Here is a 14,767-nt window from a genome sequence, read left to right on the forward strand (position 1 = left end):
ATAATGGCCAAATAATTTGTGTTTTTTTGGTCCAGGATGAGACTATTATTGACACGAAAATCAATTATACATATAATCCGCGCCATCTTAACTGATGGTCTCTTTGCGTGTAAGCATGTCCCATAAGAGTAAAGATTCAGCTCCAAAATCTAAAGAACTTATCTTTCTTCTAGCTATTGCGGGTCGCATTGATGCGCAGAGCAGACTTCTTGCTCAAAAACTCGATAAAAATCGATATGTTTATCACGCCTATGCTGTTTTAGATTCTCTAAGCTCTAGCTACAGCATGCTTAAATGGTTTTTTGAAGTGTTTATGCCTAGCAACGATCCTGACGTAATGCATGACCTATTAACTTCACCTGAAGGGATCGCCGCAGTTTCAGCAGAAGCCCTCTTTTTAGTTTCTTTTTCTTTTTTGGCAAGTGTTTATGATGGTGAAGAAAAAAATCCTGTCAAAAAATTCATAGCAAGTGCGTGGCCTTATTTTAGGGATGTGATGAAGGGCTTAAAAAACGCATACAAAGGCTGGAAAAGTGCAGTACAAGTCTTAGGCATAATCAGTGAGGCTGATCTTAAGTATATGATTATTCCTGTAGGGCTTGTATTAGGCGTTTTTGCTGCCGCTAATCGACTTTGGATACGGAGCATGCTGGAGTCGCGTAAGAAGAAAATGAATGAAAATAAAGAGCTTTTAATTGAAATCCAACAGTTAAACTCGTTAACACCTTTAGATCGTAAATATTATTTATCGCGTATTGCTCAACAAGATTCTGAGGAACGAGTTCATGCGTTCCTGGCGGTAGCTGCTGGCGGACTGCTTGACGGATTATACCTTTATATAGGGGTAGTTAGTCTTTCTGTTCTTGCTCCGCCTCTTTTTCTCGCCATGTCAATACTCAGTGCTTTTTACGCATTGTCATGCGTCATTACGCGAATTTATGAAGAATACGATTTTCAACTGCGGTTGATGATCACTCAAACCAAGTGCCAACTCGCGCTTGTGACTAAAGAAATGGAACTCTCCCATGCGAAGTTACTTTCTTTAGAAGGAAAAGCAGATAAGACTCCTCAAGATATACGCGAGATTAAACGTCTGAAATTGGAACTTTGTGGACTTATTAAAAACTTTGAAGAGTTGCGCCAAACCTTAAAGAATCAGTCAACCCATAGCTACTTGACCGCTGGTTTGTTAGGAATGAAATATGGTTTATATGCTTACGGGGTGTTGACTAGTATTTTATTTATGGTTTCTTCAGTATTTTTAGTGACTGCAACGGCGTTTCCTCCTGCTTTGTTAGCGGTATTTATTATCTCAGGTTTCGTGTTAATGGCCGGGTTTACTGCGTACACCTTAAGAGCGCACTCTCAACATCTAAAAAAACAAAAAGAAGTGCAAGAGGAGGAACATCCCTATAAGCAGTTAATGGAAATGAAAAAGAATATAGAAATTGATGGAGAAGATGCAGAAATTTTAACTTCTGATAGTTTTGGTTCTTCATTAAAAGACGGTCTTGCTCTTGATCCATCACCACAATTCTTTTTTCAAGAATGGTTTGAGGTTTTTCGTTCGCTGGCATCGGGTATTTCTAAGGGAAAAAATTTCTCCAATTTTGCGACAATCCCTCTTCAAGAGGCTGATTCCGAAGGACATTATCATGATACGCCAATCATGGGTGTTTTAGCTGCAGCTAATGCTGTGTTGTTTTCCCTGATTCTTGGCTTTAGGGCATTGGCACGAGGATTGGGACGTCCTCCTTTAGGACAGAGTAATTCAAGTAACGTGAAGCAAACAGATACGGTTACGTCGTCAAGGGATGACATAAAAACCAAGTCTCGAGGGGAATCAAGTAAGCCTTCTGAGAAAAAAGCCCCTGATTCCCTGTCGAAAAACGAACCTTCCATAGCAAACCTTGGCTTCTTTAGCTCCAAACTTAAAACCTCCCAACAAGATAAGCGTCTCGTCCATTCAAAAAGTGAAATTGTTTTATCTTCATTAATTGAATCATCTAGCGGCGGTATAATTCTGGGTTTAGATTAGGATCATTATACATTTTAAATTGATGATAGATTCTGAACGTCCTTTTTTTTGTTCGTACCTCATCAAGCAATTCCTTAAGACATTGAGTTAATTGTTCTAATTGTTGATGAATGATGATTAATTTGTTAGCGCAGTTTTGTTGATGATCTTCTGTAACATCAGTGCGCTTTGTTTGTAAGGACATATGATAGGATTTTAAGGATAGGATAGAGAGTCTATCGATAATCATCCCTGGTGATTCAGAATTAACAGGACAAATGCTGGATTGCTCAGGCTGTAATTGCTTGAAAAGCCATTCATCCATTGCCTCCATCCGATTATTGCGTAATTGATTAAATTTATCGATTTCACGCTTTGCTTGATACACAAACTCATAACCTAAGTCATCACGACGTGCTCGGTCTTCTGCATGCCATAGTTGATAATTAAACGCGTGATTTTCTTCTACCAGTCGATAGAAGTCTTTTTGTTGATGGGTTATGCCTGATGTTTTCCAAAGTATAATAGAAGTTTGATGGAGACTCGTTATTTCTGAAACCTTAATACTATCTGGCATTTTTTATCCTACTTAACGTGAGTTCGATATAAAAAAAACAGTAATTTTTTATATCGAACTGATTTTATTTTGAACCGAATCCCGTATAAATGCTGCGCATTTTACGGGATAACGTGCGTTTAGAGACCTATAAGGCATTTTTATGCCTTTTATGTCGAACTCACGTTACTTATGAAAAAACAGGTGCCAGTTTAACCTATACCTTATTTTGTCACAATTCGGAGATTATTTTTTGTAAGAAAAAAAGACAAAAAGGTAATTTCATGTGGGATTGGGATAAAGATGATTTGTTTTCTTATTGCGAACGGTTTTTATTTAAAATTAGATAAAGTCATAGAAATGCCTTTTGCATCGAGCTCACCTTACTTACCAAAATATTTAGCATAAATTGTTTCATAAGTTCCATCATTTTCTATTTCTAATAAGGCTTTATTGACTTTGTTAATAAGTGCGGCATTTTTATTTAAAGCCAAAATCCCATATCCATTTCCAAGAGTAACAGGATTACCTACGAGTTGAGCTTGTGTTAGTTTATTGTTCATTAAATATTTAACGATATTCGCATTGAGCAGTGCGGCATCGATAGAGTTATCCGCTAAATCCGCAATTAAATTATTTAACTGGGTATATTCTTTAATATTTTCATCAGAAGTATACAGTTTAATGACGTTCTCAAGATTAGATTCACTCATTACTCCAATTTTTTTATTTTGAAGATCAGGTAGTCCTTTTATATTGGAATTATTTGTTATAAATTGTCCATTACTTGTCATATAAGGTATGCTGAAAATAAATTCTGTGGATAGCTCATTAGAAATAGGGGTTGAAGTCAGAGAAATATCAACAGCTCCTTTTTCTAGTTCGTCTAATATAGATTGCGGTGCAATTGCTATGTATTCGCATGTCTCATTGATGCGTTTACATACTTCATTAAGTAAGTCAATGCAAAATCCAAAGTAATGATTACTTGTATCTACCGACGAAAATGGAGGTAGGAATTTTACAACGCCTACTTTCACTGTAGTACTGAAAGCACATATACTGCTCATTAATAAGGTGAAGAAAATGATATGTCTTATAAGTTTCATGCTCAACTTCCTTTTTGATTATATTTTGAATCTAGGTTGTTGGCGGTGAATTGTCAAATCAAAGACTATTTGGAGTTAAAGAGAAAAGATCTAATGAGCTAACCTAGGCAACGATAGTTACTCATTTTAGAAAGTTTACTTACCAAAATATTTAGTATAAATTTTTTCATAGGTGCCATCATTTTCTATTTGCATTAAAGCTTTATTGATCTTATTAATGAGCTCCGCATTTTTTCTAAGTGCTAACAGACCATAACCATTTCCAAGAGTAACAGGTTTACCTATGGGTCGAAAATTAATTATTTGATTATTCATTAAATACTTAAGAATATTTATATTAAATAATATGGCATCAATATCATTGTTCTCCATGGCTGAAATCAAGTTAGTAACTTGTGTAAATTCTTTAATGTTTTCAATAGCCGTATAGAGTATAAGTGTGCTCTTTAAGTTAGATTCTTTGAGGACACCAATTTTTTTACCCTGAAGATCTTCAAGTGATTTTATGTTTGGGTTGTTGGTTACAAATTGTCCGCTACTCGTCATATAAGGCATACTGAAAATATATTCGGGAGATAGATCTTGGGTAATAGGGGTTGGACTTAAAGAAACGTCAACTAGTCCTTTAACCAGTGAACCTTCTATGCCTTCATCCATGATTGATTTGTATTCGCAAGTATCGTTCATGCGCTTGCATAGTTCATTAATTAAGTCGATGCAAAAGCCAAAATAATGATTACTTGTATCTACTGCTGAAAATGGAGGAGCAAATTTTCCAACACCTACTATGACAGTACCACTATAGGTGAATATACTGTTCATGAATAAAGTTAAGAAAATGATTTGCTTGATAATGTTCATGAAACATATCCGTTGCAATTATATCTAAAATCTAGATTGGCGTATGTTAATTGTCAAATTTAAGTGACGATTTTATTGAAAATTACAATTTGATTGTGTTTTAGGATAATATCAACATAGTTCGAAAATATAATGATAATTTTGGAGGAGAAAAGATTCATGAGAGTTTTAGCCGTTTTTTGTTGTTTACTGTTCTCTTTTCATGTTGCAGCTGAATCTACTTTACCTTCAGGTTGTCAGGCTGTGGCTGTTCAAGGAGAATCAGTAACACTAAAAACTAAGAAAAACAGTTTGTTCTTTATTCATAATCTGACTGCTGCAGATTTGTGGATCACCCATCCTGTAACGAACCCAAGTGCTAGTGCTGGATGGACAACTCGATTGAAAGGTGGAAATTGGTCCGCATTAGCATTAAAAAAAGGTCCCTTTATTTTAAATTGTGTTGAATCTAAACCAGGGCATGAGCAACAATCGCCTTGTGAAGGAGCAATTGCAGTATGTCAATGGAAAGCGAAGGGAGTAAAAATTCCTGCAAATGCTAGCAAAACTACGTTTTGGGTTGCAGAGGATATGTCCTTATCAGGATTAACCGCAGCAGTTGGTGCGCGTGGCTTTGTTATCCCTGTTGCTAAAAATGATGAGTAAGCGCTTTTTGTTACTCACCTTATTATCTTGCTACTTCTGAGGATAAGTGATAGAACAAAGTAAATGGTGTGTAATTGACTCCTATTATGGCAATAAAATACAAACAAACAGGATGAAAGTTGAGTAAAAAATCAAAAGATCCCTTTTACGAAAGGGAAAGTGAAAAGTATAACGATCCTGTGCCCAGTCGTGAATTCATTATGAAAATTCTTAATGAATACGGAAAACCGATGTCGCGCAATCGATTATTTGATAAATTAAATCTAAGCGACGAACGCAAACAAGAATCTATGGGATTTAGATTGAAAGCCATGTTGCGTGATGGACAAATTATGCAAGATAGGCGAGGGCGTTTTTGTCTCATGCAACGAATTAATTTATCCCGAGGCACAGTTCAAGGTCATCCAGATGGCTTTGGTTTTTTTATTCCTGATGATGGTTCGGAAGATCTGTTTTTGTCTGCTAAAGAAATGCGGGCGGTGATGCATGGAGATATTGTTCTTGCATATCAAATGGGCATGGATCGCCGTGGAAGACCTGAGGGTAAGATCCATGAGGTAATCGAACATGCGAATGCCACCGTTGTTGGTCGTTTTTTTACAGATCATGGGGTTAGTTTTGTTTTACCAGACAGTAAGCATTTGACTCAGGATATATCCATTCCTCAAGAAATGGTAAATGGGGCTAAAAATGGCCAGATCGTTTTAGTTGAATTAATTGCTTTTCCCAGCAAACGTACACAGCCAATAGGGAAAATAATCCATGTATTAGGTGAGCATATGGCCCCTGGCATGGAAATTCAAGTGGCGCTTTATGCTCATGGGATTCCTTTTGAGTGGCCGGATGACGTCAGTATTGAAGTAGCCAAAATACCGCAACAGGTTACTGAAGAACAAATGGAAGGTCGCACGGATCTCCGCAGCCTTCCTTTTGTTACTATAGATGGTGAAGATGCTAAAGATTTTGATGACGCTGTTTATTGTTATAAAAAACCTAAAGGAGGGTTTCAATTATATGTTGCTATAGCCGATGTCAGTAATTATGTGACACAAAATTCGGCGTTGGATAAAGAAGCTGCTCGTCGTGGTAATTCCGTTTATTTCCCGGGTAAAGTAATTCCTATGTTGCCTGAGGCTTTATCCAATGGGCTTTGCTCGCTCAATCCTCATGTTGATCGTTTGTGTATGGTTGCTGAAATGGCAATAAGTAGCGAAGGTAAAATATCACGTTCGCGTTTTTATCGTGCAGTTATCCATTCACATGCACGCTTGACCTATACCCAGGTTGGGTTATGGCTTCAACAGGGTATGACGGATGAACAGCATGCTCCTTTATGGCCAATGCTTCACGCACTCCATGACTTGTATCGTGTTTTCCTTGTTACCCGTAAGCTTCGTGGTGCGATGGATTTTGAGACTACTGAAACTCGAATTGAATTTGACGAAAATAAAAAAATTCAGTGTATTGTTCCAGTAGTTCGCAATGATGCACACAAATTAATTGAAGAATGCATGTTGGCAGCTAATGTTTCAACAGCGCGATTTTTAGAAAAAGCAAAAATTCCTACGCTATATCGGGTGCATGCCGTTCCTGATGAAGATAAAATTACCGCTTTAAGACAATTTTTAGGTGAATTGGGATTACACTTGGGCGGGGGTAAAAAACCTGGACCTAAAGATTTCCAGCGTACGATGAGCGCTATAGAAGACCGTCCTGACAAGCATCTTATTGAAACAGTAATGTTACGCTCATTGAAACAAGCGCAATATGTTGAAGCGAATGAAGGACATTTTGGTTTGGCCTATTCTGCCTATACTCATTTTACTTCACCGATTAGGCGTTATCCCGATTTATTAATTCATCGTGCATTAGGTTATTTGTTAGATAACCATCCAATTTATGAGTTTGGTTACACTCATGAGGATATGAATCGTTTAGGCAAACATGCATCAATGACGGAGCGTCGCGCCGATGAAGCAACTCGAGAAGTGATTACTTGGTTAAAATGTGAATACATGCAAGATAAGTTAGGACAAATATTTAAAGGTCGGATTTCTGCAGTAACCAGCTTTGGAATTTTTGTTGAACTTGACGAAATTTATGTCGAAGGCTTGGTGCATGTCACTTCTTTGAAAAATGATTATTATACTTTTGATTCTATAAAGCATCGACTGACTGGAGCTCGTGGTGGTCAAGTGTATTGTTTAGGTGACACAATGACGGTTTTAGTGGCTCGTGTTGATTTAGATGAGCGTAAAATTGATTTTGAGCCGGTGGAGGATACGGCAAGTCATGAATGAGCAGTATGTTTATGGAATACATGCGGTTTCTGCTTTATTAGCTAATCCACACCGAATGACCAAAAAGCTCTATATCAGTTATGACCGTGTGGATAAGCGCTTGCAGTACATAATTGATAAAGCGATGCAAGCGCATATCAGTATCGAGAAGTTAAGCATGGAAAAAATGAATCAACGTTTTACCAATTTTGCCCATCAAGGAGTTGTTGCTTGGGCTTCTGCATTACCCGAATATAATGAATCTCATTTGCTTGCTTTATTGGAGTCCAGCAAACAACCCGCATTAATCCTTATTTTGGATGGAATCACAGATCCGCATAATTTAGGAGCCTGTTTACGCACTGCTGATGCGACTGGCGTTGATTTTGTGATCATTCCAAAAGATAAAAGTGCCAGCATTACTCCAGTGGTGAGCAAGGTTGCATGTGGTGCAGCTGAATCAGTACCTTTAGTTAGAGTGACTAATTTAGCCCGCAGTATGAAACTTTTAAAAGAACATGGTGTATGGATTTATGGTGCTGCAGGGGAGGCAACAAGCACATTGTATCAAACAGATTGCTCTGGGACTGTTGCTATAGTGTTGGGGGCTGAAGGAGAAGGTTTGCGTCGATTGACACGTGAGAACTGTGATAGCTTATTTTCTTTGCCTATGTTGGGTAGTGTTGATAGTTTAAATGTTTCTGTAGCCACGGGTGTGTCTTTATACGAAATTTTAAGGCAAAGAAAGGAGGGAGGTTAATGAGTGATTTAAAAATTAAAGCAGCAAAAGCTGCGTTGGATTACATTGAAGATGATATGGTTGTTGGCGTAGGTACAGGCTCCACAGTTAATTACTTTATTAAAGAGCTCGCTGCTATAAAACATAAAATCGATGCTTGTGTTCCGAGTTCTAAAGCAACAGAAGCTTTATTACGAAAAGAAGGAATACCCGTTATTGATTTAAATTCAGTACAGGACTTATCAGTTTATATTGATGGTGCAGATGAAGTGACTGATTATGGTGAAATGATAAAAGGGGGAGGAGGAGCCCTGACTGGTGAAAAAATTGTTGCTCAAATCGCTCAAAAATTTATTTGTATTGCAGACGAGTCAAAGCACGTACGTCACTTAGGAGTATTCCCTGTAGCTGTTGAAGTAATTCCAATGGCAAGAAGCATGGTTGCTCGAGAATTGGTAAAATTGGGTGGTGATCCCGAATACAGAGAAGGTTTTGTGACTGATAATGGTAATATTATTCTTGATGTTTTTAATTTATCAATCAATAAACCTATGGATTTGGAAGAGCGCATTAATCGTATCACAGGAGTTGTTGAAAATGGTATCTTTGCTCATCGCATAGCAGATGTGATTTTATTAGGTTCTCAAGATGGAGTGAAACGACTGAAATAGTATGAAACAAGATGGTACTACTCTCTAACAAAAACAGGTTTTAGTTAATGAATGAGCATAAAGTTTATGTAAATCGAATTCTGAATATGAAGAAAATCAAGTTGATTGGTCTCGATATGGATCATACCTTGATCCGTTATCATTCTGAGAATTTTGAATCCTTAGTTTATCAGCTTGTCAAAGAGCAATTGGTCGAAGTAAAACATTACCCCGAACCCATAAAAAAGTTGAATTTTAATTATCGCGACGCAATTCGTGGGTTAGTGATTGATAGGAAAAACGGTAATATATTAAAACTAAGTCGCTATGGTGCTATCCGACAAAGTTATCATGGCACCAAATTGATTGATTTTGCGGAGCAGCAAAAGATTTATCGGAGTATCTATGTTGATTTGAGCGATCCTAATTATATGGCCATAGATACTGCGTTCTCAATCGCTTTTTGTGTTCTATATGGTCAATTAGTTGACTTAAAGGATGCATCCTATCCTGAGCAAATGCCTAGTTATCAAACCATGGCTACAGATGTACAGTTTTGTGTCGATAAAGTGCACTCTGATGGTAGTTTAAAAACAATTATCAGCAAGAACTTGCCTACTTATGTTATAAAAGAACGTGCTGTGGTTGAAGGATTAAAGCATTTTATTCACCATGGCAAGAAAATATTTATTCTGACAAATTCTGATTATTCTTATACAAAGCTTCTGCTCGAATACGCTATCAATCCTTTTTTAAAGAAAGGAGAACATTGGGTAGATTTATTTGAATATGTTGTTACTTTAGCAAATAAACCGCGCTTTTTTTACGATAATCTTCGATTTTTATCCGTTAATCCGGGTACGGGAATGATGACAAATACAATAGGCCCTATTGTTCCCGGCGTGTATCAAGGAGGTAATGCCAAGAAATTCACCGAAGACTTACATATTCGTGGTGATGAAATTCTTTATATTGGTGATCATATCTATGGTGATATCTTAAGATTGAAAAAGGATTGTAATTGGAGAACCGCATTGGTTGTTGAGGAGCTTGGCGAGGAAATAGCAGCACAGACTGAAGCTATTCCAATAGAGAGAAAAATCACTGATGCTATGGAAGTTAAAAAGGATTTAGAAAAACAATACGTCAATTTATACACTAAAATCATTGATGAGGGGACTCCTAAAGAACACAGTAAAGAACTTCAAGAGTTACAAGCACAGATTAGTCGAATTGATGCGCAGCTCACAAAGTTAATCAAAGAGCAACAAAACTATTTTAATCCTAAGTGGGAACGAGTTTTTAGAGCTGGAGCAGAGGAAAGCTACTTTGCTTATCAAGTAGATCGTTTTGCATGTATTTATATGGAAAAGTTATCGGATTTATTGGAATATTCGCCTGTAACGTATTTTCGTGCTAATAGACGTTTATTGGCACATGATGCCGATGTATAAGCGTTCTAAAAAAAATCGAATAGCACTAAGCCATTATTATCTTGGCCATTACTAATAGTACAAAGCCAATCGATAACCAATAGGTGTGTATGCGCAACGGGATCCATAAGGTCTACATGCACTGTCGCGGTATTATCCTCAAAAACACTTAGACGACCAAACACAGTTAAGAGTTTTCCTGATGGATGGTCTATAAAAAGTTTCATGGATGTGGTCACGGTGTCTATTAATCGATCATCAATTTTTAGATGAGCATGAAAATAGTGGGTAAAGTTAAATCGAGTTGTGGCTCCAGATAGTATTCTCTCTAAATGAGTATCAAGGGAATCAGGAGCTGTCACTATACAGCGATCAAAATGAATAATAGCTCGCACATTATTACCGTGTTCAACGGCTTGAACGAGTTGCTGGAAATTAACGAGAATATTATTATTAATAAGAATATTATTAATCAGTGCATGAGCCTGATTTAAAGAAAATAGCAATAAAATCCCAACACCAATCAAGCGCCAAATTCTCATTTATATCCTCCATGATTTGTTTTTAATAGATAACTTTTCTTAATTGGAGAAAAGATAATCACAATTAAGGTTTGTGAAAAATAAATGGCCATATGGTATATTAATTGTATTATATATCATTAATTTTTCCATTTTTTTATGGAACCTCTCGACTAATTGGAAGCACTATACTCGGGATAAAGTGGGGGAGTTGTGATTTTTTATTGAAGGATAAAAAAAGAGCCCTAAATATTTATTGTTTCTTAAGTGTTCCTTAAGGTTTGATCTTTATACTTAACCGCAACTAACAGGGAGTCTCGACGCGATGCATGTATTAATTATTGAAGATAATGCTTTTAATGCATTTTGTTTGTCTCGATTATTAGAAACAGTTACGGTTTCCGTTTCAGTAACAGTGGTGAATAATAGTCAAGATGCTTTATCGGCTATAGATATTAATGTGCCTGATCTTGTAATCATTGATGGTGAATTAAATTTAATCAATGAATCATCTACACATGGTCCACAACTTGCTGCAATTCTATTGCAAAAACATCCCCATCTTCCTCTTATAGCTTGGTCAGATTCAGAGTTTATGCGAGGCGCTTTTACTAAAGTGTTTATGCAACATAATCGCTTAGTTAATGAATACAATACTTGGACTAAAACGCTAAATCCAGACTGTATTCGTAAAACGATGGATTATTACTTTGATGAATTAACTGGAAAAACAACCAAATCATTCTCACATGCATCAAGTGCTCAAAGACATTTGAGTTACCGTATGGATTGCATCTAGTGTCTAATTTATTAAATTAGGCACTAGTTTAATTTAATACCCTAGGACCTTCATTTTTGTTGATTTTATCTACTATGGTATCAACATCTACAGCTTCCTTACCCTCTATAATATCCCGAACGACTTTTTTTATTTCTTTATCGACTTGTGTATCTAATTCATCATCTTTTACTGCCTTATAAATTTCTGTTCTTTTAACTGAGTTATTCATATGATAATTTTGGGAAATATTAGAAAGTTTATCTATTAATGTATTCGGATTCGTTTTTTCTCGAATACGCGATATCGTAGAAATCGCTTTGAATAGCCTGCCCACATCGATAGGGTTCATACTTGCTTTATTTTCATGAATAGGTAAAGAAGTATTGTGCTGAATAAATTGAAGCACTTCATTGTAAAATTCTGCAGTCGAAGAGCGTCTATTCTTTGAATTTGTATCTAATCGATCCTTACATATATCTTTTATCTTATCGAGCTTCTCATGGTCACTCATATTATTTTTATTTAGTACATTTTTAATTGCTCTTATACCTGTTGGTAGAATAAATAATTTATTGTTTTTTAAGAATTCATTAAGATGTCTATTAACCTCCTCAATTTTTGTTCCTTCAATCTTTTCTGAAGAAGGTATTTTTAATTCCGCATAATTCTTAATCTTCTCATGGGCTATGAAATGTTTAACTCGGCTTATAGCAAATAAGTTATCCTTATCGTTTAAAATGTAATCGATACATTGATTGACTTTTCTACCCATTTTATTCTGTTTACTTTCTAATAAGCGTAGCATCGCTTGGCATTTAACATCATTTTTATCATCTGATTTAGCAATATTTTTCAAATCCTCTTGAAGCGTGTCAACTTGGTCAATTAATGTATTGCGATTGGGAATATATAATCTGTATCTTTACATACGTTTTCAATGGCACTTCTTTCACTTTTGCTAAGATTTCGAATAAATTTAGAAACAATTTCATTGGATTTTTTGAGTCATACTCTAATGATAATGATTCTAGTGTACTTAATATTTTTTCACGTAAATTACCTTCTAATTTAGATGTAAGTTTCTTTAAAAACGTATAACGTACAGTGTTTTTATCGAACCCATTAGTTGCCGGTTCATCAGTACCACAGAAATATATATTTAATGGGTTCGCCATAACTTCGATTTAAAGTAGAACATATAATACAAAAATAGTTCATTTTGATTTGGGTTTCAAATATCAATGCTGGCCAACGAACAACCTCTTGTTATGAACACTCATGCTTATGGCTTCAGCAAGAAGTTATGAGTAACTGAGCTATAATTAGTATTATGAAGAGTATTTCTGGAAGAGAATATAATGGAATATACCCAATTAAACATGGAAATGCAGAGCGATCAAAATAGACAAGAAATGAATGTCCAATATTCATTGAATGGAAAATCACATAAAGTACAAAAGACTCACACAAAAAAAAGAAAAAGCGTCCTTGATTTAGAGGAACAAATGTTTAAATCAGAAGCTCATTATACGAAAAGCACTCTGCAAAGTATTTTGGAAAGCTCTATTGAATATTCTATTGTTGGTACCGATCTCAATGGGACAATTTTAGTATGGAATAAGGGCGCTTGTCGTAATTATGGTTATCAAGCGGATGAGATGCTCCACAAAAACAATATTCTCATGTTGCATACACCTGAAGATATAAAGTCGGGAGTGGCTCAAAAATTTATAAAAGCAGCCTTAGAGCAAGGAAAAGCAGAAGGCACCTTTGAACGTATTCGTAAAGATGGATCACGCTTTACCGCTTCCGTTACTTTAACTGTACGTCGAGATGATGAAGACATTCCTATTGGTTATGCAATGATTTCTAGAGACATTACTGAAGCGAAAAGAATTGAAAATGAACTTATCAGGAGCAATGAGGAGCTGGAGCAGTTTGCATACATCGCCTCACATGATTTAAAAGCTCCTTTGCGGGCAATACAACGATTAGCCTGTTGGATTGAGGAGGATAATAAAGATAAGCTTGATGAAAAATCCAAAGAGAACCTCGCGCTATTACGAAAGCGTGCAATTCGCCTTGCCAACTTGATTGATGGAATATTACAGTATTCGCGAGCGGGGCGGATGAATTTAAATACTGAAGTTGTTGATACCAAAGAAATTTTAAAAGATATTGTTGAGAGCCTTAATCCAGAAGGTCGCTTTAAGATTAATTATCCAAAAAAATGCCCCACTTTTAAAGCTGCTAAAATTCCATTAATTCAAGTATTATCCAATCTAATTGGTAACAGCATAAAACATCATCATCGAAAAAATGGCACTATTTCAATTGATGTTGATGTTATGGGTACATTTTATCTGTTTACAGTTAAAGACGATGGACCCGGGATTGATCCTGAGTTTTTTGATAAAATTTTTGTTGTTTTTCAAACGATTCAATCTCGAGATGAATTAGAAGCAACGGGTATTGGCTTAAGTATTGTAAAAAAAATTGTAGAGTCTCAAGGTGGAAAAGTTATGGTACAGTCTCAAATAGGTCAAGGCACTACCATGTCATTTACTTGGCCTAAATATGTTAATTAGACTCATGGGGAAATTCGAGGAGATTCCAGTAGTGATGTAAGGCGTTCACCACTTCCTTAAAGTCGGAAAATTGGAACGGTTTTATGATATATCCAGCAACATTTAAGTTATATGCATCTATTTTATCCTGCTCATTATTTGAAGTAGTAAGAATAAAAATCAGTAATGATTTTAGTTTATTATTAGAGCGAATAGTTTTCATAAATTCTATGCCATTCATTTTAGGCATATTGATATCTAGAATAATGATTTTGGGCGTGGGATGAAGTTTTTTTTCTCCAGCTTTTCCCAATAATTTATTTAGTGCATCTAATCCATTGGTTGCTATGTGAAGAGGATTATTAATATTATTTTTTTGAAATGTTCTTTGTATGTCTTGGATATCTACTTCATCATCATCTACTAGCATTAGATTTATGGATTGATCAAATTGAAACATAATTCATCCCTCAGCTCCATATTTATATATATTATAGGCAATAAAATCATTTTTTCATCATTGCCAGTGTAAGCAATACTATAATGATAAGAAGAGCTCTTTATTAATTCAGATTTTTACCTATTTTGTAATTTCTACCGGCTTAGTGA

Annotated in this window: 14 protein-coding genes; 8 read left to right on the forward strand and 6 right to left on the reverse strand. The window is 35.8% G+C overall.

Annotation, left to right across the window (positions count from 1 at the left end; all coding sequences use genetic code 11):
* Window positions 1-115: 115 nt before the first annotated feature.
* Window positions 116-2,038: a hypothetical protein gene (locus Lgra_RS07065; protein ID WP_058498544.1), complete on the forward strand. Its 1,923-nt coding sequence runs from the start codon at window positions 116-118 to the stop codon at window positions 2,036-2,038.
* Here the strand turns inward: Lgra_RS07065 and Lgra_RS07070 are convergent.
* The 3 genes from Lgra_RS07070 to Lgra_RS07085 form a co-directional block, all read right to left on the reverse strand.
* Complete coding sequence (locus Lgra_RS07070) at window positions 2,007-2,594, reverse strand: DUF4254 domain-containing protein (protein WP_058498545.1); 588 nt, start codon at window positions 2,592-2,594, stop codon at window positions 2,007-2,009. The genes Lgra_RS07065 and Lgra_RS07070 overlap by 32 nt on opposite strands.
* A gap of 362 nt (window positions 2,595-2,956) precedes the next feature.
* Entirely contained in the window at window positions 2,957-3,682 is a 726-nt protein-coding gene (locus Lgra_RS07080) for a transporter substrate-binding domain-containing protein (RefSeq protein WP_058498547.1), read from the reverse strand.
* A gap of 135 nt (window positions 3,683-3,817) precedes the next feature.
* The gene (locus tag Lgra_RS07085) at window positions 3,818-4,543 is read right to left on the reverse strand and encodes a transporter substrate-binding domain-containing protein (protein ID WP_058498548.1); all 726 of its coding nucleotides are present in this window, start codon (window positions 4,541-4,543) and stop codon (window positions 3,818-3,820) included.
* Between the two features lie 159 nt (window positions 4,544-4,702).
* Between Lgra_RS07085 and Lgra_RS07090 the strand changes: the two genes are divergently transcribed.
* The 5 genes from Lgra_RS07090 to Lgra_RS07110 all read left to right on the forward strand — a co-directional run bounded on the left by Lgra_RS07090 (window position 4,703) and on the right by Lgra_RS07110 (window position 10,310).
* Window positions 4,703-5,188 (forward strand): hypothetical protein, encoded by a 486-nt coding sequence (locus Lgra_RS07090; protein WP_058498549.1) that lies wholly within the window; start codon window positions 4,703-4,705, stop codon window positions 5,186-5,188.
* Between the two features lie 119 nt (window positions 5,189-5,307).
* On the forward strand, window positions 5,308-7,488 hold the full coding sequence (gene rnr / locus Lgra_RS07095; RefSeq protein WP_058498550.1) for a ribonuclease R: 2,181 nt from the start codon (window positions 5,308-5,310) through the stop codon (window positions 7,486-7,488).
* Window positions 7,481-8,227, forward strand: a complete 747-nt coding sequence (gene rlmB / locus Lgra_RS07100; RefSeq protein ID WP_058498551.1) for a 23S rRNA (guanosine(2251)-2'-O)-methyltransferase RlmB — start codon at window positions 7,481-7,483, stop codon at window positions 8,225-8,227. The genes rnr and rlmB overlap by 8 nt, the downstream gene beginning before the upstream one ends.
* Window positions 8,227-8,877: a ribose-5-phosphate isomerase RpiA gene (gene rpiA, locus Lgra_RS07105; RefSeq protein WP_058498552.1), complete on the forward strand. Its 651-nt coding sequence runs from the start codon at window positions 8,227-8,229 to the stop codon at window positions 8,875-8,877. Before rlmB ends, rpiA begins: the two co-directional genes overlap by 1 nt.
* A gap of 47 nt (window positions 8,878-8,924) precedes the next feature.
* The gene (locus Lgra_RS07110; RefSeq protein WP_058498553.1) at window positions 8,925-10,310 is read left to right on the forward strand and encodes an HAD-IG family 5'-nucleotidase; all 1,386 of its coding nucleotides are present in this window, start codon (window positions 8,925-8,927) and stop codon (window positions 10,308-10,310) included.
* Between the two features lie 5 nt (window positions 10,311-10,315).
* Here the strand turns inward: Lgra_RS07110 and Lgra_RS07115 are convergent, their stop codons facing one another.
* Entirely contained in the window at window positions 10,316-10,831 is a 516-nt protein-coding gene (locus tag Lgra_RS07115) for a hypothetical protein (protein ID WP_058498554.1), read from the reverse strand.
* 304 nt (window positions 10,832-11,135) lie between these two features.
* On the opposite strand from Lgra_RS07115, the gene Lgra_RS07120 reads away from it, so the two are divergent.
* Window positions 11,136-11,609, forward strand: coding sequence for a response regulator (locus Lgra_RS07120; RefSeq protein WP_058498555.1), 474 nt, complete (start codon window positions 11,136-11,138; stop codon window positions 11,607-11,609).
* A 28-nt stretch (window positions 11,610-11,637) separates the two neighbouring features.
* Here Lgra_RS07120 and Lgra_RS07125 read toward each other — a convergent pair whose 3' ends face one another.
* Window positions 11,638-12,447: a hypothetical protein gene (locus Lgra_RS07125; protein ID WP_058498556.1), complete on the reverse strand. Its 810-nt coding sequence runs from the start codon at window positions 12,445-12,447 to the stop codon at window positions 11,638-11,640.
* A gap of 502 nt (window positions 12,448-12,949) precedes the next feature.
* On the opposite strand from Lgra_RS07125, the gene Lgra_RS07135 reads away from it, so the two are divergent.
* Entirely contained in the window at window positions 12,950-14,179 is a 1,230-nt protein-coding gene (locus Lgra_RS07135) for a sensor histidine kinase (protein WP_058498558.1), read from the forward strand.
* Here Lgra_RS07135 and Lgra_RS07140 read toward each other — a convergent pair.
* Complete coding sequence (locus Lgra_RS07140; RefSeq protein WP_058498559.1) at window positions 14,172-14,618, reverse strand: response regulator; 447 nt, start codon at window positions 14,616-14,618, stop codon at window positions 14,172-14,174. The genes Lgra_RS07135 and Lgra_RS07140 overlap by 8 nt on opposite strands.
* Window positions 14,619-14,767 lie beyond the last annotated feature (149 nt).

Source organism: Legionella gratiana (genome assembly GCF_001467695.1).
Classification (GTDB): Bacteria; Pseudomonadota; Gammaproteobacteria; order Legionellales; family Legionellaceae; genus Legionella; species Legionella gratiana.

What these genes read in the sequence shown, in the direction of transcription:
- Lgra_RS07120 (WP_058498555.1), top strand. Translation starts at nt 11,136, where the DNA reads ATGCATGTATTAATTATTGAAGATAATGCTTTTAATGCATTTTGTTTG.
- Lgra_RS07080 (WP_058498547.1), bottom strand. Translation starts at nt 3,682, where the DNA reads ATGAAACTTATAAGACATATCATTTTCTTCACCTTATTAATGAGCAGT.
- Lgra_RS07085 (WP_058498548.1), bottom strand. Translation starts at nt 4,543, where the DNA reads ATGAACATTATCAAGCAAATCATTTTCTTAACTTTATTCATGAACAGT.
- Lgra_RS07090 (WP_058498549.1), top strand. Translation starts at nt 4,703, where the DNA reads ATGAGAGTTTTAGCCGTTTTTTGTTGTTTACTGTTCTCTTTTCATGTT.
- Lgra_RS07065 (WP_058498544.1), top strand. Translation starts at nt 116, where the DNA reads ATGTCCCATAAGAGTAAAGATTCAGCTCCAAAATCTAAAGAACTTATC.
- rpiA (WP_058498552.1), top strand. Translation starts at nt 8,227, where the DNA reads ATGAGTGATTTAAAAATTAAAGCAGCAAAAGCTGCGTTGGATTACATT.
- Lgra_RS07110 (WP_058498553.1), top strand. Translation starts at nt 8,925, where the DNA reads ATGAATGAGCATAAAGTTTATGTAAATCGAATTCTGAATATGAAGAAA.
- rlmB (WP_058498551.1), top strand. Translation starts at nt 7,481, where the DNA reads ATGAATGAGCAGTATGTTTATGGAATACATGCGGTTTCTGCTTTATTA.
- Lgra_RS07135 (WP_058498558.1), top strand. Translation starts at nt 12,950, where the DNA reads ATGGAATATACCCAATTAAACATGGAAATGCAGAGCGATCAAAATAGA.
- Lgra_RS07115 (WP_058498554.1), bottom strand. Translation starts at nt 10,831, where the DNA reads ATGAGAATTTGGCGCTTGATTGGTGTTGGGATTTTATTGCTATTTTCT.
- Lgra_RS07140 (WP_058498559.1), bottom strand. Translation starts at nt 14,618, where the DNA reads ATGTTTCAATTTGATCAATCCATAAATCTAATGCTAGTAGATGATGAT.
- Lgra_RS07070 (WP_058498545.1), bottom strand. Translation starts at nt 2,594, where the DNA reads ATGCCAGATAGTATTAAGGTTTCAGAAATAACGAGTCTCCATCAAACT.